This window comes from Dyadobacter sp., from assembly GCF_039919315.1.
Classification (GTDB): domain Bacteria; phylum Bacteroidota; class Bacteroidia; order Cytophagales; family Spirosomataceae; genus Dyadobacter.
Window position 1 is genome coordinate 41,720 of the sequence record NZ_JBDSFX010000017.1, and the last position, 21,887, is coordinate 63,606.

The 21,887-nt window shown below is 43.8% G+C and carries 20 protein-coding genes; 8 read left to right on the forward strand and 12 right to left on the reverse strand.

Features of this window, described 5'->3' with window-relative positions:
• The first annotated feature begins 9 nt into the window (after window positions 1-9).
• The gene (locus ABIO93_RS04410; RefSeq protein WP_348064842.1) at window positions 10-1,788 is read left to right on the forward strand and encodes a cytochrome c peroxidase; all 1,779 of its coding nucleotides are present in this window, start codon (window positions 10-12) and stop codon (window positions 1,786-1,788) included.
• Here the strand turns inward: ABIO93_RS04410 and ABIO93_RS04415 are convergent.
• The gene (locus tag ABIO93_RS04415) at window positions 1,785-3,281 is read right to left on the reverse strand and encodes an ATP-binding cassette domain-containing protein (RefSeq protein WP_348064844.1); all 1,497 of its coding nucleotides are present in this window, start codon (window positions 3,279-3,281) and stop codon (window positions 1,785-1,787) included. The two genes, ABIO93_RS04410 and ABIO93_RS04415, sit on opposite strands and share 4 nt — an antisense overlap.
• A gap of 217 nt (window positions 3,282-3,498) precedes the next feature.
• On the opposite strand from ABIO93_RS04415, the gene ABIO93_RS04420 reads away from it, so the two are divergent.
• Window positions 3,499-4,140 carry a hypothetical protein gene (locus tag ABIO93_RS04420; RefSeq protein ID WP_348064846.1) on the forward strand — a complete coding sequence of 214 codons (642 nt, stop codon included), beginning with the start codon at window positions 3,499-3,501 and terminating at the stop codon, window positions 4,138-4,140.
• A gap of 63 nt (window positions 4,141-4,203) precedes the next feature.
• Here the strand turns inward: ABIO93_RS04420 and ABIO93_RS04425 are convergent, their stop codons facing one another.
• The 4 genes from ABIO93_RS04425 to pyrF form a co-directional block, all read right to left on the reverse strand.
• Entirely contained in the window at window positions 4,204-4,755 is a 552-nt protein-coding gene (locus ABIO93_RS04425) for a type 1 glutamine amidotransferase domain-containing protein (protein ID WP_348064848.1), read from the reverse strand.
• Between the two features lie 211 nt (window positions 4,756-4,966).
• Window positions 4,967-7,570 carry an ATP-dependent chaperone ClpB gene (gene clpB, locus ABIO93_RS04430; RefSeq protein ID WP_348064850.1) on the reverse strand — a complete coding sequence of 868 codons (2,604 nt, stop codon included), beginning with the start codon at window positions 7,568-7,570 and terminating at the stop codon, window positions 4,967-4,969.
• 163 nt (window positions 7,571-7,733) lie between these two features.
• A complete protein-coding gene (lysA, locus tag ABIO93_RS04435) occupies window positions 7,734-8,963 on the reverse strand; it encodes a diaminopimelate decarboxylase (protein ID WP_348064852.1) in 1,230 nt (409 codons plus the stop codon).
• Between the two features lie 48 nt (window positions 8,964-9,011).
• Window positions 9,012-9,839, reverse strand: coding sequence for an orotidine-5'-phosphate decarboxylase (pyrF, locus tag ABIO93_RS04440; protein WP_348064854.1), 828 nt, complete (start codon window positions 9,837-9,839; stop codon window positions 9,012-9,014).
• 102 nt (window positions 9,840-9,941) lie between these two features.
• On the opposite strand from pyrF, the gene rfbC reads away from it, so the two are divergent.
• Window positions 9,942-10,493 (forward strand): dTDP-4-dehydrorhamnose 3,5-epimerase, encoded by a 552-nt coding sequence (gene rfbC / locus ABIO93_RS04445; RefSeq protein WP_348064855.1) that lies wholly within the window; start codon window positions 9,942-9,944, stop codon window positions 10,491-10,493.
• Between the two features lies 1 nt (window position 10,494).
• Here the strand turns inward: rfbC and ABIO93_RS04450 are convergent, their stop codons facing one another.
• The 5 genes from ABIO93_RS04450 to ABIO93_RS04470 all read right to left on the reverse strand — a co-directional run bounded on the left by ABIO93_RS04450 (window position 10,495) and on the right by ABIO93_RS04470 (window position 13,908).
• Window positions 10,495-11,175: a type 1 glutamine amidotransferase domain-containing protein gene (locus tag ABIO93_RS04450; RefSeq protein WP_348064856.1), complete on the reverse strand. Its 681-nt coding sequence runs from the start codon at window positions 11,173-11,175 to the stop codon at window positions 10,495-10,497.
• Between the two features lie 94 nt (window positions 11,176-11,269).
• Entirely contained in the window at window positions 11,270-11,926 is a 657-nt protein-coding gene (locus ABIO93_RS04455) for a response regulator transcription factor (RefSeq protein WP_348064858.1), read from the reverse strand.
• A 5-nt stretch (window positions 11,927-11,931) separates the two neighbouring features.
• Entirely contained in the window at window positions 11,932-12,795 is an 864-nt protein-coding gene (locus ABIO93_RS04460; RefSeq protein ID WP_348064860.1) for a sensor histidine kinase, read from the reverse strand.
• Window positions 12,782-13,480 carry a hypothetical protein gene (locus ABIO93_RS04465; protein WP_348064862.1) on the reverse strand — a complete coding sequence of 233 codons (699 nt, stop codon included), beginning with the start codon at window positions 13,478-13,480 and terminating at the stop codon, window positions 12,782-12,784. Before ABIO93_RS04465 ends, ABIO93_RS04460 begins: the two co-directional genes overlap by 14 nt.
• A gap of 17 nt (window positions 13,481-13,497) precedes the next feature.
• Window positions 13,498-13,908 carry a hypothetical protein gene (locus tag ABIO93_RS04470; RefSeq protein WP_348064864.1) on the reverse strand — a complete coding sequence of 137 codons (411 nt, stop codon included), beginning with the start codon at window positions 13,906-13,908 and terminating at the stop codon, window positions 13,498-13,500.
• 408 nt (window positions 13,909-14,316) lie between these two features.
• Here ABIO93_RS04470 and ABIO93_RS04475 point away from each other — a divergent pair, with 408 nt between their 5' ends.
• From ABIO93_RS04475 to ABIO93_RS04485, 3 genes are all read left to right on the forward strand, one after another.
• The gene (locus tag ABIO93_RS04475; RefSeq protein WP_348064866.1) at window positions 14,317-14,592 is read left to right on the forward strand and encodes a SelT/SelW/SelH family protein; all 276 of its coding nucleotides are present in this window, start codon (window positions 14,317-14,319) and stop codon (window positions 14,590-14,592) included.
• A gap of 254 nt (window positions 14,593-14,846) precedes the next feature.
• Entirely contained in the window at window positions 14,847-15,269 is a 423-nt protein-coding gene (locus ABIO93_RS04480; protein WP_348064868.1) for an Hsp20/alpha crystallin family protein, read from the forward strand.
• Window positions 15,270-15,543: 274 nt separating this feature from the next.
• The gene (locus ABIO93_RS04485) at window positions 15,544-15,879 is read left to right on the forward strand and encodes a hypothetical protein (protein ID WP_348064870.1); all 336 of its coding nucleotides are present in this window, start codon (window positions 15,544-15,546) and stop codon (window positions 15,877-15,879) included.
• A 76-nt stretch (window positions 15,880-15,955) separates the two neighbouring features.
• Here the strand turns inward: ABIO93_RS04485 and metG are convergent, their stop codons facing one another.
• Entirely contained in the window at window positions 15,956-18,022 is a 2,067-nt protein-coding gene (gene metG / locus ABIO93_RS04490) for a methionine--tRNA ligase (RefSeq protein ID WP_348064872.1), read from the reverse strand.
• A 190-nt stretch (window positions 18,023-18,212) separates the two neighbouring features.
• On the opposite strand from metG, the gene ABIO93_RS04495 reads away from it, so the two are divergent.
• The gene (locus ABIO93_RS04495) at window positions 18,213-19,211 is read left to right on the forward strand and encodes an NAD-dependent epimerase/dehydratase family protein (protein WP_348064874.1); all 999 of its coding nucleotides are present in this window, start codon (window positions 18,213-18,215) and stop codon (window positions 19,209-19,211) included.
• A gap of 77 nt (window positions 19,212-19,288) precedes the next feature.
• A complete protein-coding gene (locus ABIO93_RS04500; protein ID WP_348064876.1) occupies window positions 19,289-20,695 on the forward strand; it encodes a tetratricopeptide repeat protein in 1,407 nt (468 codons plus the stop codon).
• A gap of 5 nt (window positions 20,696-20,700) precedes the next feature.
• On the opposite strand, the gene ABIO93_RS04505 is transcribed toward ABIO93_RS04500, so the two are convergent.
• Window positions 20,701-21,819 carry a glycosyltransferase family 1 protein gene (locus ABIO93_RS04505; RefSeq protein WP_348064878.1) on the reverse strand — a complete coding sequence of 373 codons (1,119 nt, stop codon included), beginning with the start codon at window positions 21,817-21,819 and terminating at the stop codon, window positions 20,701-20,703.
• Window positions 21,820-21,887 lie beyond the last annotated feature (68 nt).

Here is a 21,887-nt window from a genome sequence, read left to right on the forward strand (position 1 = left end):
TATTATACGATGAAAAAATTTTTACGCATTGTTCTGGCATTGATATGTGTGTTGCTGCTGAATTACTGCCAGCCTAAAAAGAGCCCGAAGGATCAGCTTTACAGCCAGTTTAATCAGGATCTCGATTCGTTGATTTTGATGAATGAAGAGCTTCTGGGATTAGCTAAATCCAGGCAAAAGGAAGAAGTGCTGCGGGAAAAATTCATTAGCATTCGGCTGCAATACAAGAAAACGGAAGCATTTGCTGAGTACTTTTTTCCTACCACGATCCGGCTGGTGAATGGTGCGCCACTGGACGAGATTGAGGACGAGGAGAACGCAGTATTTGAGCCGGGCGGGTTCCAAGTGATTGAGGAACTAATCTATACCGAAGAGCCGATTGATGAAGAAGAGCTAATCCGCCATATCCGCAAAACGCAGGTGAATATGAAACGGATCCAGACATTGTGGAAGGACATTCAGCTGACCGATTCGCAGATACTGGATGCGCTGCGCCTTGAAATGTTCCGCCTGATCACGCTTGGAATTTCAGGCTTTGATACACCTGCATCGGGGAATGCTATCGCCGAAAGCAGGGTAGTTATAGGGTCGTTTCAGCATTATATTGATGCGTATAAAGACATTTTGCCTCAGTATGAGAAACTTACAAAGCTTACGAATGCGACTGTTAGTTTTTTAAAAAATAGTAAGAGTTTCAATGAATTTAACCGGGCGGTATTCATTGCAGACTACATCAATCCCCTGTGTCTTAATTTACACGATAATCAGAAATTGGCAGGCATTTCCTTCATCAGAGACCACAGACTTTTGCGGGGAGACGCTGCTACTTTGTTTGATAAAAGTGCATTTGATCCCGAAGCTTTGCTTTCCAATACCAAGTTCAGTTCCACGGCGGACCGTATCGCATTGGGGGAAAAATTGTTTTACGATCCGCGCGTTTCGGGCAATGGTAAAACGAGCTGCGGCTCCTGTCATCAGGCTCAGTTGGCGTTTACGGATGGCCTGAAAACGAGTAAAGGTTTTGATGATGAGAATCTCAAAAGGAATGCACCAACCATTATGTATGCAGCTTTGCAACAGGCATTGTTTTATGATCTGCGTTCTCCGTCGCTGGAAGACCAGGCCGCGGATGTGATCCATAACAAAGCTGAAATGCACGGTTCGATGGACGACATTGCGAGGCTTATCGGGTCGGATAGTGATTATAAAAAGCGGTTTTCCAAAGCATACCCTGAGCTGGACTATATTCAACCGGTGTACATTCAGAATTCAATTGCCGCATTTGTGCGTTCGCTGAATCCTTTCAACTCCCCTTTTGACAAATATATGCGCGGTTATAAAAAGGCTTTAACTGATAACCAGGTGAATGGTTTTAATCTGTTTATGGGGAAAGCAAAATGTGGTACCTGTCATTTTGTGCCTCTGTTTAATGGTACCGTGCCGCCAGATTACCAGCGGACGGAATCGGAAGTGCTGGGCGTTACAGCCAATGCTGATTTGAAACATCCATTGCTCGATCACGATCCGGGAAGAGGTGTCCATAACCAGTTTCCACAATGGAAAAATGCTTTCAAAACCATTACCATCCGGAATATTGCAAAAACAGCGCCCTACATGCATAATGGTGCTTTCAGTACTTTGGAGGAAGTAATGGAATTCTATAATGAGGGCGGTGGTGCAGGGTTGGGATTGGAAGTGCCTAACCAGACATTAGCGGCTGATAAATTGAACCTGTCGCCCAAGGAGATTGCGTTGGTTATTGAGTTTATGCAGGCGTTGACGGATTAAATGTCAACCACCACCCCCTTCTCCAATTTCAAAAAATACGTCACGCAGCCTGGTATTTCCTGTGGATAATGTGAGACATAAATGAGTGTCCTCTCAGGTGTATCACAAACCGCGTCTACTACTGATTTAAAATATTCAATGGCCTCGCTGTCCAGTCCCTGGCAGGGTTCGTCGAGAATGAGTAGCGGCGGGTTTTTGACAAGTGCTCGGGCCAGTAATACCATTCGCTGTTGCCCTTTTGAAAGTTGTGAAAAGTCCTTTTCTATCAAATGGTGCACGTGCAACAGTTCTGAAACCTCATGTACTCTTTCGATCTGAATGCCAGTCAATTTTTTGAAAAAGACGCCCGTCGCATCAAAAAATCCGGAAGCAATGGTTTTAAAAACAGTCGTATTGCGTGGAAAGTAGAGATGCAACTCAGGCGAAACGTGCCCTATCTTTTGTTTAATATCCCAGATCGAAGCGCCAATTCCACCTCGTTTTTGGTCAAACAAATCAAAATCATTGGCAAATCTTTGGGGGTTGTCAGCGGTGATAATACTCAACAATGTTGATTTTCCAGAGCCATTTGCGCCGGATAAGGCCCATTTTTCACCCTTTGCTATTTTCCAGTTTACATTGGCCAGGATCAGCTGATCGTGATATTTTACTTTAATGTTACGTAAATCCAGCGCGTATTCGAATGTTGTGAATTCAGGATGACCGAAATGTGCAAGTTTAGCGGGATCAGGTTTCGGTAAATGGATGTTGTCCAGTCTGGCTTTGAAATCCGCAATAGGAGATTGTTTTTCAACTTTTCCATCATTCAGTTCCAGTACATGGCTAATGCAGGCCGGGATTTCGGTAGCGGTCGTAGCCATGATGATCGTTATCCCTTGCGTCGATAGTGCAGCAAGTGCATCTCTTAAAACCTCGCGTGAATGTACATCCAGGCCGCTAAATGCATTGTCGAGCATCAGTACCTTTGGCTTTTTCAAGAGCGATTTGGCCAAAAGCATCCGGCGTGTTTCGCCATTGGATAGCGTTACAAAGGGATGATCGAGCAAATGCGTAATGGATAGCAGCTCACTCACTTCCAGGAGCGCCTCTTCGCTAACTTTGGACGGTAGCAAATTCACTGATTTGTCATCAACGGTACCGACCGGTTTGAGCTGATCCGTCAGAATTGCCCGGACGGTAGGGGCTCTTTCTGATTCATAGGCATGAAAACGCTGCTGATAATACTCGGCACCGGCACTCACAATCCTGTTGAACGAGTAATCATTAGAGACCAATTCAATGGTGTCGCGCAATGCCTCTGTCCAGCCGTACGCGATTTTCCCGGATGCCACGGGCCATTTGCCTGTGACCACATCAAGAAGAACTGTTTTTCCCGAACCATTCGGTCCAATTATCGCCCAGTTCTCACCTTTTTCGATATTCCAGTTGAAGTCAGACAATACGGTTGAATCATATTTGCGTACGAAGACGTTTTGAAGCGAAATGAATGTCATTGGTAGTTCGGGAACATTTTAAACTGCAAATATCAACTTTGAAACTTAACGAGCAATAAGAATTCTGCTTTGATAAAATGGGCAATTGGGCATTTCTAGTCTTGTTGACGCCCGTTAACTGGATCATATATGCCGGATGGTAACTTGGTCGGAAGTTGTACTATGCAATGGTTATTTTAATTGTCGAATAAGATTCAGCAACTATTTTAAATTAATCATGCAAGAAATACAAAAGGGCTTATTTACAGTTCAGGAAAACAAAAACCTGACAATGATCGGGGGAGTAGCGGGTATGCTATCAGTGACATCCTATCTCATCATTGCGTTTACTTCTTTGCCGGACCCGATCGTCTTTTTTCTGGCAATGATGTTTCCAATTCTTGGTATCGTCTTTTTGTTTTCAATCAAGGAGTATGTAAATATTTGGTTTCCGTCTCACATTGCGAATCTGGCTTTCGTATTTGGTAGTCTTGCATTTACGGTTTGTGCGATCATGTTAAGTGCTCAGATGGCCGTTCAGACTGGAATTGACCTATCTGCGAAAAGCGCGGAAAGTCAAAATTTAAAATTGATAAAGCAGTCTCTCAGGTTAATTGATCTGGGCATTGATGTGGCTTGGGATATGTTCATTAGTACATATCTGGTTTTGTTTGCCATTTCGGTTCAAAAACTTGCAGCTCTCAAATGGTGGGGATTGGCGCTGGGAGTGATGGGAATAGGATTGATGATCTTAAATACCATGACGTTTCCTAACCCTCCTGCGGACAGCGGATACTTTGATCTGGGCCCATTCATTGCCATGACTTTGATGTTGCTGGGTGCTCAGATGCTGAGACTGGGACTAAAAATCAAGTCGTAAAAAAAGCACCTCGTCCAAGAGGTGCTCCTAATCTTATTACTTCTAACAAGCGCTATTTGACTGCTAATGATGCAGTTCCATACTGAATTCCCTGACCATTGTATTGGTGAAGGCAGACAGGTCGTCGGTTGTGCGACTTGTTATCAAACCGTTATTGGTAACCACTTCCTGATCGACCCAAATCGCACCCGCATTTTCAAGATCGTGCCTTATAGAGGCATATGAAGTTAATGTCCTCCCTATTACCACATCTGCATCAATTAATATCTGTGGGCCGTGGCAAATCGCCGCCACCGGTTTTCCAGCATTAAAAAATGACCGCACAAACTCGATTGCTTTGTAATTGATCCGCAAAGCGTCGAGCCCCATCACACCACCAGGAAGTAAGAGTGCATCATAATATTCTGCACGCGCCATATCAAGCGGAACATCAACCCTATGTTTTTCTCCCCAATCCAAATGACTCCATCCTTTGACAAAATCCTTATTGGGAGAAATTAAATGGGTAGTAGCACCAATTTGATTTAGAACTTTTCTGGGACACACCATTTCTACTTGCTCAAACCCATCAGCAACCAGAATTGCAACTTTGAATGAATTTAGTGATTGTACCACGAATTAGTAAAATTATAAGGGTTAGATTATTTAGATAAATAATTGTACAAAAATTATGCCAAAAATGGAGACGTATTTTCCGATTAACTGAGCCGGGGAAGCCGTAGCAAGCTTACCACAGTTGTGGAATCGGAATTCGGGAATTCTCCAATGTGTAGAAACAAAAAGAGCGGCCGCCTGGCCGCTCTTTGATTTATGATTTTACCTGGACTTAAATTTCCACTCCGCCGACGTTTTCAAAGATCAGATCTCCTTTTGAGTTGAGTTCCATCATGATCACCGAGTCTTTCGCAACCTGTCCGCTGAGGATACCTTTCGAAAGTTCATTTAGGATTCGTCTTTGTAACACTCGTTTCAAAGGACGGGCACCAAATGCGGGATCAAAACCGTCTTCGCCTAATTTGGTTAGAGCTTCATCGGTCGCATCGAGTGTGATTCCTTGCTCCAAAAGCATCTTCTGAATTCCTTTGAACTGGATATCCACGATTTTGCGGATATTTTTCATAGACAATGGTTCAAAAAGAACAATCTCGTCGATACGGTTCAAAAATTCAGGCCTTACCGAAGCTTTGAGCAAATCCAAAACGGCTTGTTTCGCTTCTTCGACGACCAATGTATGGTTCCAACCTTCATCTTCCGCGAATTTCTCCTGGATAATGTGACTACCGATATTCGAAGTCATGATGATGATCGTGTTCTTGAAATTCGCTACACGTCCTTTGTTATCAGTCAGCCTGCCTTCGTCCAGTACCTGCAAAAGGATATTCCAGACGTCCGGATGTGCTTTTTCAATTTCATCCAATAAAATGACGCTATATGGTTTTCTGCGAACAGCCTCTGTTAGCTGGCCACCTTCATCATAACCCACATATCCCGGAGGCGCTCCCACCAGCCTGCTTACCGCGTGGCGTTCCTGGTATTCGCTCATATCGATCCGCACCATTGCATTCTCATCATTGAACAAGTACTCGGCCAATGTTTTGGCTAATTCTGTTTTTCCAACACCAGTTGGTCCGAGGAACAGAAAGCTGCCGATGGGACGTTTTGCATCCTGCAATCCCGCCCGGCTACGGCGGACAGCGTCGGAAACGACCTCAATGGCTTCGTCCTGCCCTGCAACACGGTGATGCAGGTGATCTTCCAGTTGCAACAATTTTTCACGGTCGCTCTGAAGCATTTTACTGACGGGTATTCCAGTCCATTTGGCTACTACTTCGGCGATATCTTCCGGTCTGATCTCCTCCTGCATCAGGCTTTGGGCACTTTCGGATTTTTGAAGTTCTTCGAGTTTGTTCTGAACCTCGGGAATCCGGCCGTAGCGTATCTCCGCTACTTTTCCGAAATCCCCCGCGCGTTCGGCCTGTTCGGCTTCCAGGCGCAGCTGCTCGCTTTGCTCCTTCAATGTACGAACCTCATTGACTTTGCCTTTTTCGTTCTCCCATTGCGCTTTGAGGGTATTGCGGTCCTCGCTCAGGTCAGCGATTTCCTTATTCAGTACGGTCTCTTTTTCCTTGTTGTTTTCCCGACGGATGGCTTCGCGTTCAATTTCCAGCTGCATGATCCGGCGATTGAGCTCGTCCAGTTCTTCGGGAACGCTATCCATTTCCAAGCGTAACTTAGAAGCGGCCTCGTCCATCAAGTCAATGGCCTTGTCCGGCAGAAAACGGTCGCTGATGTAGCGGTTCGAAAGCTCCACAGCAGCAATAACCGCGTCATCCTGAATTCGTACACCGTGGTGCAGCTCGTATTTTTCTTTGATACCACGCAAAATACTGATGGCATCGGGAATGTTAGGCTCATCCACCATGACGGCCTGAAAACGGCGTTCAAGCGCCTTATCCTTTTCCATATATTTCTGATATTCTTTCAGCGTGGTGGCGCCAATTGCGTGCAATTCACCGCGGGCCAATGCGGGTTTGAGCAAATTGGCAGCATCCATAGCACTTTCACCACCACCGCCAGCACCTATCAATGTATGTATCTCATCAATGAAGAGCACGATCTCACCATCTGAGTCAGTTACTTCTTTGATGACGGCTTTTAATCTTTCTTCAAACTCACCTTTGTATTTGGCTCCTGCGATCAAAAGGCCCATATCCAGGGACACGACGATTTTTGATTTCAGGTTTTCCGGAACATCACCCTGCACAATTCGCTGGGCGAGTCCTTCCACAATCGCAGTTTTACCCACACCAGGCTCACCCAGTAGGATCGGATTGTTCTTAGTACGGCGGCTCAGAATTTGCAGGACGCGCCTGATTTCTTCATCCCGACCAATAACCGGGTCAATTTTTCCGGCTTTGGCCAATTCATTCAAATTTTTGCTGTAACGTTCCAATGAACGGTATTTAGCCTCTGCATTTTGATCTTTCACCGGGTTATTTTTTCCTCTGAGTTCTTTAATTGCGTTGATCAGCTCTTTTTCTTTAAATCCAACCTCTTTCATCAGGGTAGCTGTGGAATCTTTTCCGCTCAATATCCCTAAAATAAGAAGCTCAATACTGATAAATTCGTCCCCGAATTCTTTCAGATAGTTTTGCGCCTTTCCGGTGGCCGCAGCCATATCATTTCCCAGATAAGGTTGCCCGCCGCTCACCCGTGGGTAGCCATCCAGCACTTTCTGTAATCGGTTTTCTAAAACTTCGGGACTGATATTCAATTTATTGAGAAGAAACAACATTGTATTTGGATCCTCCTCTAGAATCGATTTCAACGCATGCCCGGTTTCAATAGCCTGTTGCTGATTGCCCTGGGCCATTTGCGCAGCATGCTGAATAATCTCCTGCGCCTTGATTGTATATTGGTTAAAATTCATGGCGATGACTGGTTTTTAATGATATACACACCACCAAAAACGCATGCCGAAGGCTAAAAGCGGAAATTTTGACATAGAAATACACATTTTCAGAAATTACGCGACAAAATGGCGTTTTCTGAAACGGTATGGAATGTAGTAAGGAGGTAATTGCGTAGGAGTCCTAAATCTCTATTTGAGTTTTCAGCAAGTCGTCCAACGTTTCCCGCCTGCGTATGAGTTTTGCAACACCATGGTCTACCAGAACTTCCGCAGGGCGAAAACGGGCATTATAGTTGGAGCTCATGGTTAATCCGTACGCACCAGCATTGAGGAAGGCGAGAACGTCTCCCGGGCGTACCTGAGGAAGGTCGCGGTCGGAAGCAAATGTATCCGTTTCGCAAATGTAACCGACTACATTATAAGGTTTAACCTCGCCAGCAGGGTTGGAAACGTTCAAAATATGATGGTAAGATCCGTACATCATCGGCCTGATCAGGTGATTCAGCCCCGAATCAACGTGAACGAAATGACGCGCAGGATCTTCCTTCACAACAGTGGTTTTAACCAGCAAATAACCTGATTCACTCACCAGAAACTTACCGGGCTCAAACCAAAGCTGTAACTTTCTGCCATACTCAGAACAGAATTTTTCAAATCTTTCAGAAATCTTTTTGCCCAATAGATCCATATCGGTAATGGCGTCACCGGGCAGGTAGGAGACTTTAAAGCCGCCGCCCAGATCAATGACTTCGAGGTCGGGGAAATGTTTAGCGGTTTCAAACAGGATATCGGCTACTTTCAAAAACGGCTCTGCATCTTTAATGTCAGACCCGGTATGTTGGTGCAGACCGATGATTTTAATGTTATATTTTTTTACAACTTCCAGTATCTGGTCCAAAAGAAGTACCGATATCCCGAATTTGGAGTCGGCATGGGCCGTCATGATTTTAACGTTCCCGCCAGCCGCTACATTGGGTTTAATGCGGATCAGGCATGGTTTGGTATTACCATACGTTTGCCCAAACCATTCTAAAAGCGGAATACTGTCCACATTCACGATCGCACCTGCTTCCACTGCTTCCTTCACCTCCTCAAATGGTACGCCGCTAGGGGTGAAAGTAATCTGGTTGCCCTCGTAGCCAGCGATCATTCCCATTTCTAATTCACCAGGGGATACTACATCCAGTTCAACACCGATTTCACGCATTAATCGCAGTATCGATAGATTCGTATTGGCCTTGCATGCATATTTGATCTTCATATTAACGCCAGGGAACGCGTGCTGAAGTTCGGTCACTTTCCGGCGGATTGTAGCGCCATCGTATACGTAAAGCGGACTGCCGAATTGTTCAACTAGTTGGTGTGGATCGATTCCCTGAATTGAATATGTATGTTGGTCAGAAAGTTGCATTGAAAATGAATGAATTAGCTGTAAGTATTTTTATTAAAGGAGGCTTTCTCAGTTGCAATATTTGTTAAGATACGTTTCCATTTCTTTTTGGAGAACCAATGCTTCTTCTTTGGCTCTTTGCGCAAAATCAAGGCCATTACCCGCATAAATGATGCTTCTGGACGCATTAACGAGCAAGCCGCAATGTGCATTCATACCGAACCGGGAAACTTCTTCCAGATTTCCGCCCTGCGCGCCAACGCCTGGAACCAGCAGAAAATGATCGGGAATAATGGTCCTTATTTTCTGAAATTCAGAGGCTTGCGTAGCGCCTGCCACGTACATGATCCTATCCGCGCCAGCCCAGGTTTGGGAGGTACGCAGAACGTGTTCATATAGCGCGGAACCATCAAATTCCAATCGTTGAAAATCGGAACTTCCCAAATTGGAAGTTAATGCGAGCAGGATAACCCATTTATTATCAAATTCCAGAAAGGGTTTTACGGAATCGCTGCCCATATAAGGTGCTACCGTTACGGAATCGAAATCCAAACCGGAAGAGACAGGATCGAAAAAGGTGCGTGCGTACAGTCCGGATGTATTGCCAATGTCACCCCGTTTGGCGTCTGCAATTGTGAAATGTGTTTTCGGAATGTACTCGATCGTCTTTTGAAGGCTTTCCCAACCTTTTGCTCCCTGTGCTTCGTAAAACGCAATGTTTGGCTTATAAGAAACGCAATGATCGGCAGTGGCATCGATGATCTGTTTGTTAAACTCGAAAACAGGATCGGCCGTTTTCAACAAATGGGCTGGAATTTTTCTAATGTCTGTATCCAGACCAACGCACAGGTAGGATTTTTTGCTGGAAATTTGTTGAAAAAGCTCTTCGTAAGTCATGATTTTGGAAATATTGCGCCGAAATTACAACCTCTATAAATAGATTCATAAATTTGCCCGAAGATTAAACTTTGCACCACCAACTAATACAAAAATATTTCCATGCAGATTCGAGAAACTTCCATTACCGGTTTAGTTGAGATTTTCCCTCGTGTTTTTGAAGATGAGCGCGGGATGTTTTTTGAATCCTATAATGAGCAGGTGTTTCTAAAATTAGGCTTGCCAACCCATTTTGTGCAAGACAATCAGTCCTTTTCAAAAAAAGGTGTTGTAAGGGGTTTGCATTTCCAAAACGCTCCTTTTGCGCAGGGAAAACTGGTGAGGGTCATTTCAGGCCGTGTGCTGGACGTGGCAGTAGATATTCGTCCGGATTCTCCAACATTCGGTAAACACGAGATTTTTGAACTCCGCAGCGACATTAATAATATCGCCTACATTCCGGAAGGTTTTGCGCATGGTTTTGTAGCGCTCGAAGACAGTATTTTTAGCTACAAATGCACCAATGTTTATGATAAAGCTTCCGAATCAGGTATACTTTGGAGCGATCCTGATCTGGGTATCGATTGGGGAGTGGAGCACCCGATTGTGTCGGAGAAAGATATTATCTTACCTACATTCAAATCACTTTTCGGAGACTTGAAAATCAAGGCCTGAGTTATTTTTCAAAAAGCTCTTCTAACGCCTTTGAGGCAACTTTACGGGCCGAATTTGGATTTTGGCCTGTAATGAGTCTTTCATCCAGTTCTATAAACTCCATGAACGGGATCATGGCTTTGGTGTAATGCGCACCACGCTCTTTCAGCTTGTCTTCCAGATAAAAGGGTACCTCACTGACGAAACTCGCCAGGGCCTCCTCGACATTAGAAAACCCGGTCAGGTATTTGTCCTGTATTAATACCGAACCGTCCGAAAGCTTAACATTCAGTAACCCAGATACGCCGTGGCAAACAGCCGAAACCATTCCACCTCTCTCGTAAATACGGGCTGTAATTTGCTGTAATGCTACGTTTTCAGCAAGGTCCCACATCGCGCCATGGCCACCAGCGAAGTAAATGAGCCGGTAATCGTCCGCGTGGACCTGAGAAGGAGAAAATGAGTTTTCGAGTTTTTGCTTGAATGTGGCGTCAGACCAATAAAGCGCGTTGCATTCATCTTTCAGGTCCATACTTCTTTCGTCAATAGGTATTTTCCCGCCCAACGGACTGACAAGGTCTATTAAAATACGTCTTTTGACCATCACGTCATAAAAATGGGTCAGCTCGCTCAGCCATAACCCTGTTTTTCCTGATTTGGTAGGATAAATATCGTGATTGGTGCAAACAACTAGGATTTTCATGGCGCTACGAAGATATTACGTCGGGAAAGATACTATAAAATCATAGTAGTTTCCAGAACAATAGCAGAATGAAACGGAAGGAGAGGGGCTTGAATTACAGCAGCTGGTTTTTATATGCGAATGCTACTGCGGCGGCTGTGCTTTTGGTACCGGTTTTTTCTAAAACCCTTAAACGGTGACCCTCTACCGTTCTGATGCTGATAAAAAGTTTGTCGCTTATTTCGGCAGTGGAAAGTCCGTCGCAAATTAATTGAAGTACTTCTTTTTCTCTTGCAGATAAGGCAACGTTACAGGCATTTGGGAAAAAAGGGTGCTTATTCACTTGCCGGGTCACCATTTTACGGTGCATGGCTTTGGAAACAAAGTCGTTGTAATAAAAACCCTCTTCATCTACCCTGCGAATGGCTTTTTCTACTTCGTCCGGGCTGGTATCCTTCAATAAATAACCCTGAACGCCTTTTTCGAGCATATGTATAACGAACCGGTCTTCATTATACATCGAAACTACGATGACCTTGATGCTCGGAAACCGCTCAAATGCAGCCTCGGTTGCTTGTATTCCGTCCATTACCGGCATTTGAAGATCCATGAAAACGATGTCCGGCGTGTTGGCTGGTAAGCGGTCCAGCAATTCCTGTCCGTTTGCTGCTTCCAGAACGAATTCAAAGTCCGGAATGCCACTTAGCATGGAGATGAAGCCTTTTCTGAATAATTCGTGATCGTCAGCTATTCCTAATTTAAGCGTTTTCATAAGTTTCAAATATTCACTTTTTCCCTGCGGAATGGATGTAATGGTTCAGGTTTATTCTCAGAAACCGGCATGACCGGTATTTGTGCGAAAGCGCTCGAACCGCCTTTTTTTGGTTTATCATATTGGACAAACCCGTTCACAATGGCAAGGCGGCTTTCAATACCTAACAAACCCAACCCCGCCAGATTGTTTTCCTTAATTTTTTCGGGATCAAATCCGACGCCGTTGTCTGTCACTCTGAGACCAATCAATTTATCATTTACTTCCAGTGAAATTTCGATTTTAGAGCAATTCGCATGCTTGATGGCGTTATTCACCAACTCTTGCATAATTCGGTACAGGGTAAGTTCGAGTTTTTGGCCCTGTCTGGGGAATTCTTCCGTATTAGATTGAAACGAAATGACCAGGTTATTGTCTTCTTCCAGCTTATGGATGAATTCTTCAATTGCTTCCATCAATCCGAAGCGTTCCAAAGTCGTGGGGACAAGATCTCTGGTGATTCGTCGTACATGCAAAATCGTCTCCTCGACGAGCGACTGGGACTTCTTCATGATAGACTCTTCCTTTTCATCACCGGATTTGCTTACCAGCTTACTTAACTGGTTCAGACTAAGTTTGGTGAGAGAAAGCATGGTGCCGATGTCATCATGAAGATCCTGGGCAATGCGCCTTCGTTCAGTCTCTTCGGAGTTGAGCGCGGTGTCCAAAAGAAGGCGGTTGTAGTTCTTTTCAATGTCATTGATCTTCTTTTCTTCCTCAAACTTCTTTTTTTGGTAGTACATCACAAAAGAGATCACAAAAAATGCCATCATTAGCATTGCAATCAATGCTATCAGTAATGCCAGTTTTAGTTCTTCATTGTTTTGCATAAGGTCCGTTTGGAAATTGAAGGATTCCAATGCTAAAAAGTATAATGCTCACGCTTTCGAAAATATACGGAATATGGGACAGAAACCCTATTTCCAACCACTGTTCCCATTGTGACGCGTAATGTAGAACCGGTGCAATAAACAGGAAACTTGAATAATACAGTAATAATCCCGAGCAGATCCAAAAGAAAGGGTAGCTGAGCAGATTCGGTATTTTTAAGCTTCTTATCGTGTTGTAAAAATATAACAGTATCCAAAATAGCATTAAAAGACTCTCGACTGTGGTCGAATACAAAACCATTTTGTGGTTATGCAGGTCTTGTAGGGAAGGATTGGTATCAATCATGTCCCAGATTGAAAACATAACGAATACTGGCATCATGACAAGAACCCACAGCTTTTGCGCCTTTGCTTCCAGCTTATCATAATACATCCAACTTATTAGAATGTACCTGATCGGGACGCCCAGATTGTAAAAAATAACGGTGTTACGCTTTTCGGATGCCCAATCAAACATAATGAAATCAATCCCGAACTTAACAATCAAATAAATGAGCAGGATTAGAAACGTTCTATCCTGATATGCTTTTCTTCGCCAGATCAGAAAAATCGGCAGGAGGGTTAAGAAAACTGGAATACTTGCAAAAGGTTGTCTTTGGAAATAAGAGACATAATTCTCAAGCATTTGATTGATATTAAATTTTAACAATGGCGGGGACAGATCGGACCGTTTACCAGTACCTTGCCATCTTCTGGCATATCTTTATGTCCTCCAACACTCATCAGCCCCGAGAGGTCAACGCCATGAGCATCTACCGGTACAATGATAAGTCTAGGTGTTGATTTGCCTTTGCCATCTCCGTCCACACATACAACTGGCTCGTCTCCATCGTGGTCTTCGTCTCTCACTCCATAATATACCCGGAATCCAACAGGTTTGCCACCACATTCTTTTAGCAATTGCTGAAAAGTTTCAAGGCCGAAAAATTCTGCTTCCACATAGTTGTGGCCCCCCTTTATAACATCCTCTCTTCTACTCTGGTGACGTTTTGCAAATGCTTTTGCTTCCCTTACTGAAATAAGCTGGCCTTCGGTTCCTCTGTACTGTGGCATGACTGAAATTTTTGAAAATTTAGTTAAATGGTTTATAAGTAAAGTTAAATTTTACTTCAGTCAACGGCAAGCAATGCGCGTCCAATTGATTTAACGGCTTTTTGTAACTGGCTGCAAATCAACTATTACTTTTGCTATCGCTTTGGTAATCACGTAGTTCTACTTACTACTTCGCGGAGTATTACCGGCTATGGGCTGTAAGCTTACCTGGTTGTAAAATCAGGGTTTTCCACTCTAAAAAGCGGTTGTGCTGCTGCCTACATTTGTAAAGCGTTAGGGGAAACTTATCAAGGCTTTCTCATCAAGATTAAAGGGTTAGGTTAACATTCGAAAGCCGTGAGGGACATCCTTCACGGCTTTTTTAATTCCTTTGTAGTGTTTAACAATTTGGAATGACCATTTTGGCTTATGAAACCTACAATCACGATTGAATACTGCCCCAAATGCGGCTGGCTTTTACGGGCGGCATGGATGGCACAGGAGCTGTTAACCACATTTACCGAAGATTTGCATGCTGTGCAGCTGGTCCCCTCTGAGGTCGCAGGCAGATACATGATCAGTATAGGTGAGCAAGTTATTTGGGACAGAAAGAGAGAAGGGCATTTTCCTGAACCTAAGGAAATGAAGCAATTAGTAAGAGATATCCTGGCTCCCGATCGAAATCTGGGGCATAATGACCGATAATTCATCGCTGATAGGCTAAATCAGGACAAAATGTCTTCCTACTGGGTATGCAGCCTGTAATTTTGGCGCTAGTTGGGGAATGTAGAAATTTCTATTATCGCCCCAACTTTTTGTGTAAATTGCTTAACGTGTTTGTTTACAGGGTGTTGTGGTAATAGATTTAAATATTTTATTTTCGAATTTCATCAAAAAATGATCTTTGGCACGTAGTTTTTCGTTTATGAGGAAACTTGTGAATCTTAAACGCAATAGCTATGGAAAGCAAACTAAAAATACCACAGGAAATGTTGATGAATATTGATTTTATCAATACCATCAACGGTGGAATGAGTGAGCCCGCTATCAAGCTTGACAGAGGATCGGAGGGTTTTGAAGTGGTTGTGAAAATTCCTGGCATTGAGGTAGAAGATCTGCAATTGGAGATAGTAAAGGGGAAGAAAAATTCTAATAACCTTAAATTATTCCATTTGCTGCCCATATTTTCACAGGACAACCTTCCCGACGAAGAGCAGTGGAAAACAGTTCGTTTCATTAACACCTTCGTAATTCCCGACGGTGTGGATATAGAGAACATATCGGCCAAATATGATGACACATTACGTCATCTCGTCCTCTTTCTGCCGTTCGGAAACGAGCAGGGGGATTACCATCGCAAGGTAGATATCGAGCGCTGGTAATTATTTTGGAAATTTGCATTTAACAAAGTCACCCACTAGTCACAACTGGTGGGTTTTTTTAATGAATATTTAATGTGCATTTTGATGAGAATGTGAGCGGAAAGCACATTGGGGCTCAACAGGCGCTCTTGAGAAATTATAGAAAGAGCTAATAGGATAGTTCTAATAGAATATATTAAGATAAAGTAAAGATTCTAATATTTGTTAAAAAAAGGAGTTGCATGTCTGTATCTTAGCAGTCAGATTATTAAATTACTCCTCCAATCTCAACGTTATGAAAAAATCAAACATCTTCGCTTACATTGAACTTACCAAATTGGTCGAGGAGCTCAAAGTTGCCGGAGAATCAGGCCGACTCAAGCAAAAGTTGAAATCACAATCCGCTTATTTTAATATCATTGAGCCCAGATATTTTTCTGAGGGGCTCATTAATGAGTGGGAAAGTGTACTTAGTGTCATCAAGCAAAAAGGAGCGAAGCTGAGCGATGAGGGCAAAGTGGTGTCCAATGCAGTGAGCAACACGATTGACCATTTGAGTGACAAGGAGTGTCAACTGCTGGTCGACAAAGTGTACTCTATTTACGATCAGGTAAAAAAGGAGTTTCAGTAGCAGAAGTTGGCGAAATATCATGCCAATAAAGATCCTGATTACAGATCATTATTGGCATGCGCTTGATTTGCGGGTACTAATTTACAGTTCCTCCATTCCAGACATCCTTGCCCGGTTGTACAAATGCCAGGCTTCCGTCGCGGTCCTCAGCCATGAGTATCATGCCGTGACTTTCCATTCCCATCATTTTACGTGGAGCGAGATTGGCCAGGTAAAGGACCTTTTTTCCAATCACTTCCTCTGCTTTGAAATGTTCGGAAATACCGCTTAGGACTGTTCGCTGCTCTGTTCCAATGTCAACCAGCAGTTTCAATAGCTTTTTGCTTTTTGGAACATTTTCAGCTTCAACGATCGTAGCGATACGAATATCCATTTTACCAAAATCATCAAACTGGATTTCGGGCTTGACAGGCGTTACTGTCTTGCCTTCCAACTCGTTTATACGTTTCGCGTCGTGAAGTTTCTGAATTTGCTTTTCGATTACGTGGTCTTCAATTTTCTCAAAAAGCAGTTTTGCTTCCTGGATGTTCTGTCCTTCCCGTAGAAGATCAGCTTTCCCGGCGTCTTTCCAAAGGTTTTCCCTAAGTCCGAATTGCTCCTGCAGCTTCGCAGCCGTAAAGGGAAGTACAGGTTCGCACACAATCGATAATGTCGCTGAAATCTGTAATGCGATATTTAAAATGGTATTAACGCGCTCAGGTTCTGTTTTGATAGCATGCCATGGCTGTGTATCGGCCAGGTACTTGTTGCCTAGTCTCGCCAGGTCCATGACGAATGTGAGTGCTTCCCGGAAACGATAATTTTCAAGAGATTCCCCAATTTTGGCCGGAAATGCTTCCAGTTCTTTCAGTACATTCAGGTCAATGTCCTGCAAATCTCCTTTCGCAGGAACCTTTCCCTCGCAAAATTTATGCGTCAGTACCACGGCCCGATTGATGAAATTACCAAAGATACCTACCAGCTCACTGTTGTTCCGGGTCTGAAAATCTTTCCACGTAAACTCGCTATCCTTCGTTTCAGGGGCATTTGCAGTCAATACATATCGTAGTACATCCTGCTTATCGGGCATTTCTTCCAAGTACTCGTGCAGCCAAACGGCCCAGTTGCGTGAAGTTGAAATTTTATCACCTTCGAGGTTCATAAACTCATTGGCAGGAACATTGTCGGCCAGAATGTAATTGCCCTCAGCCATCAGCATCGCAGGAAAAATAATACAGTGGAATACGATATTATCTTTTCCAATGAAATGTACCAATTTGGTTTCACCATCGTCAGAAGGCTGCCACCATTTTTTCCATCCTTCGTCCGAACCGTTTTTTTGTAAAAGCCAGTCTTTGGTAGCCGAAATGTACCCGATCGGTGCTTCGAACCATACATATAGTACCTTACCTTCTGTATCAGGCAATGGTACGCTAATTCCCCAGTCGAGATCGCGGGTCATGGCGCGGGGTTTCAGGCCGTCTTTCAACCAGGATTGACATTGTCCGAATACATTGGTTTTCCACTCCGTGTGGCCGTTAATGTATTTTTCAATTTCAGGCTGCATGGTATCCAGCGGTAGGTACCAGTTTTTGGTAGCCTTCAAAATCGGCTTGGCGCCAGACAGCATTGAACGCGGATCTTTTAATTCCAAAGGGCTCAAAGTAGAACCGCAGCGCTCACATTGATCTCCGTAAGCATTGGGATTAGCACATACCGGGCAGGTTCCTACGATGTACCGGTCAGCCAGAAACTGCTGCGCGGTTTCATCGAAATATTGTTCAGTAGTCTCTTCAACAAAGACATTCTTATCATATAGGTCTTTGAAAATTTCCTGCGAAGTTTCGTGATGAACCTTTTTGCTGGTCCTGGAATAAATATCAAATGTGATACCCAGCGCTTTGAATGAATTATCAATCTGTTCGTAATATTTGTCCACAACCTGCTGGGGTGTCAGGCCCTCCTTTTTAGCACGAATGGTAATAGGAACGCCGTGCTCATCGGTACCGCTGATGAAAGCAACCTCTTTTCCTTTTGAACGCAAATAGCGAACGTATATATCGGCCGGAATGTAGCATCCTGCCAAATGTCCGATATGGATCGGGCCGTTCGCATAAATCAGCGCTGCTGTGACATTATATCGTTTTGGATTGGAAATGGGCATTTTGAAACGGGTAAAAGTAAATTAAACAACAAAATTCGGCGCTTTTAGATCACCGGATCCGGTACAAAAGGTAAAATTAGTAAAAGCACAGTCGCAAAGTATAATATTAACTGAAATGAGTTTTACTGCCGCCTTCACCAAAAACCAAGCTAAAAGACGAACTTTGAACCGCACAATTTGTTCTTATTTTATGAAAGTTCTCATTACCGGTGCCACAGGTTTAGTCGGCAGCGCTGTTGCAAAGAAGTTTATCTCCGAAAATCATGAGGTTTTTACATTGTTCCGGACAGGATCGGATAGGAGTTTACTTAATGGCATAACCGATCGTGTGCAATGGGTCGAAGGGGACATTCTCGATCTTAGTTTGCTTGAAAAAGCCATTGATGGAATGGACGTTGTGATTCATACTGCGGCGGTAGTATCGTTTGTGCCCCGCGACCGGAAAATGATGTACAAAGTCAATGTGGAGGGTACAGCCAATGTGGTGAATGTATGTCTCAAACATAAAACCGTGAAACTTTGCCACGTGAGCAGTATAGCCGCAATAGGCCGTCCTGACTCACGGAAGGTGCTTCCCGGCCAGGATACGGTACTGGACGAAAGCCAGCGCTGGGAAGATTCACCGGAGAACTCAGAGTATGCGAAAACCAAACATTTGGCTGAGCTGGAAGTTTGGAGAGGAGTGGCCGAGGGGCTGAACGCGGTCATTGTTAATCCAACGTTGATTTTGGGGGAAGGCGACTGGACGAAGAGCAGTACTCAGATCTTCCATTACGTATATCGCGAAAAACCTTTCTACACAGAAGGTCTGGCCAATTATGTAGACGTTCTGGATGTGGCGGAGATCGTTTCCAGGTTGGTTCATTCCGATATTTCAGGGGAAAGATACCTACTGAATGCAGGAAGCATATCTTACCATAACCTGTTCAATGCTATTGCAGATGCGATGCACAAAAAGCGGCCACATTTCAAGGTAAAGCCTTGGGTAGCAGGCATAATCTGGCGGGTAGAGGCGGTAAGGACATTTCTGTTAGGTACCAAGCCGCTGATTACCCGGGAAACTGCCCAGTCGGCAGCACGCAGGATTCGTTATGATAATGCGAAGATTAAAAATGCATTAGGTTTTAACTTTCAGCCTGTTGAGAAAACGGTCACTCGCGTGAGCGAAAGTTTGATTGGCAAGATTTGAATTAAGAGATATTATTTTATAACTTTCTTTCATTATTTAGTGGTGCGTTAGCCCTCAATTCTAACCTAGAGGTTCGTATGATGGAGAAAAATTTCGGGGAAAGGAAGGATTATATGAAGGAAACATTGCTCAGGTTTGAAAGAATGCTAAAAACCAGTGAGCCGGTTTTTTTTGATTTGGACACGTACGAGAAAGTTACGGGCCACTACATAGAAAAAGGAGATTGGGACAAAGCTTACAAGGCCTGCGAGCTTGGACTTTCAGATTACCCGTATTCGCTGGACCTACTGCTCAGCATGGTACAGCTTCACGCCAACAGAGGCGAAAACGAAATGGCCCAGGAGGTTCTGGAACGGGCCTCACTCTTTCACCCCGGTGACATTGAAATTTCCTTTATGCAGGTTGCAATTTCCAATATGATGGGCGAATTTGAAGAGGCCATTGAAGCACTGGAAAACCTTTTGCAGCAGGTGGAAGATCAGGATGAAATTTATTTTCAGATCGGGCAGACTTACCAAAACTGGGGTAAGTATGAAGACGCGATCAAATACTACAAAAGATCTCTCAAAAATAATCTGAATAATGAAAGTGCTCTTTACGAACTCGCACATTGCCTGGATCTCGTAGGGAAGCTGGAAAGTCATTTGGATTATTATAACGAACTGGTTGACAGAGACCCGTTTTCTCACCATGCCTGGTATAATCTCGGCATTGCATTCAGCAAGCTGGAACGGTATGAGGACGCTGTCAATGCATATGAGTACGCGACGTTGGTCAAGGATGATTTTGCCTCAGCATTTTTTCAGCTGGGCAATTCGTACATGAACCTTGAAAAATATGATGACGCCAAAGATCAGTATCTTAAAGCAATAGAATTCGAAGGCGAGCAGCCTGAGACTTGCTGCTGCCTCGGTACTTGCTATGAAAAGCTTGGTGAATTCGAAATGGCCATTAAGTATTACCGTCAGACGGTTAAGCTTGATAATCAATGGGATGACGGCTGGTATGGTCTAGGCATTTGTTTCAGTGAACTCGGACGCTGGTATGAGGCGGTTGGTTTTTTAAGGAAAGCAATCCAGATCACGGAATTGAACCCAGACTATTGGCTGGCGCTTGCGGAAACTGAATTCAAAGTTGGTAATGTGATTTCAGCTTTCGAAGCTTTTGAAAAAGCGGCAGAAATTGAACCATCCAATCCGGATATCTGGCTGAAATGGTCGCATGTGTTGTTCGAGCAAGGAAACTATGCGCGTGCGTGTGATCTGCTGCAAGCTGCGATTGATGAAATGCCGGAGGAAGCGGATTTGTATTACAGAATGGCGGTATACCAGATCCATGCAGGTGAGTACCGGGAAGCACTGGTGAATCTGGAAGTGGGGCTAACCCTCGATTATGACGCCCACGTGCAGCTTTTTGACTTTTTTCCTGATCTTGAAAAACAAAAAGCATTGTTCAGGATCATTGAACAGTACAGAGAAAAATAGATTTTTCAGGTCAGAGATTTGTATATATCAGCCAATTGTCGGGCGATATGTTCGCCGGTAAATTGGGCAATGTGCTCCTGACCGGCAACTATCAGAGATTTTCTTAAAAAGGCATCATTCATCAATGTTTTTAATTGATGGCTGATGTCTTTCGTTTGATAAGGGTCTGCGTATAATCCACCCGGTCCGCCGGCTTCTTCCAGGCAGGACCCTCGTGCTGCAAGTACAGGCGTACCGCTATGCAATGCTTCCAGTACAGGAATGCCAAAACCTTCGTAAATAGAGATATAAGCAAATATTTCAGCTCGTTGGTAAAGTGCCGGAAGATGTTCCGTGGGGGCATTATGCAATAGCTTTACCTGTTTTTCGAGACCAAATCGCGCAATGCAATCTTTAATCGTTTGAATGTAAGGAGTAGGTTTTCCGATCAGTAACAAATTGAACTCCCTGTTTTTCAGGGCAGCAAAAGCCTCCACCAGCCGATGCTGATTTTTTCTTTCCTCTAATGTTCCTACTGATAGAATGTAAGGTTCCTGAATGTCATAAAGCGACAGTATCTGATCAGTCTCGTATTGACTTTTTTTCTCTTTAAAAACGGGATTACAGTCTTGGTAAATAACCTGTATTTTACTTCTTTCAATGTCATAAAGTTCAATAAGATCACGTTTTGTTTGCTCACTGATTGCAATCACCACATCCGCACGTTCACAGGCTGATTTGAACTTATGTCTATAAATCATCCGGTCAATGGACTTGAAAAGATGAGGTAACCGCTCAAAAATCAGGTCATGAATGGTCACTACCGAGCGAATGCCTACCTTTTGTAATCGCTGCGGTATTTCATTGCTTAATCCGTGAAATACCTCAATGTGGTCTTTCTTTAACTGATTGGTGATGCTGGAATATCGCCAGTAGGGAGACAATTTTTTGTCCAGGAAACTTTCGGGAAAATGAATTGCGCTTTCTGGAAAGGCAGGAAATAGATTTTGCCTGTTTTTGGGAGTATAAGCCAGATAGTCGTGTTCCGGCTGAAAGGTCGTTAAAGCTTCGAGTACAAAACGGCTGTAATTTCCAAGGCCTGTTTTATTCGCAAACGCTCTTTTGGCATCAAATCCGATCCGCATAACTAGTACTGTGCAAGGGTTTCCAAGCAAAAGTCTGTAATTTTGTGGATACCACCGAAAATTATTGG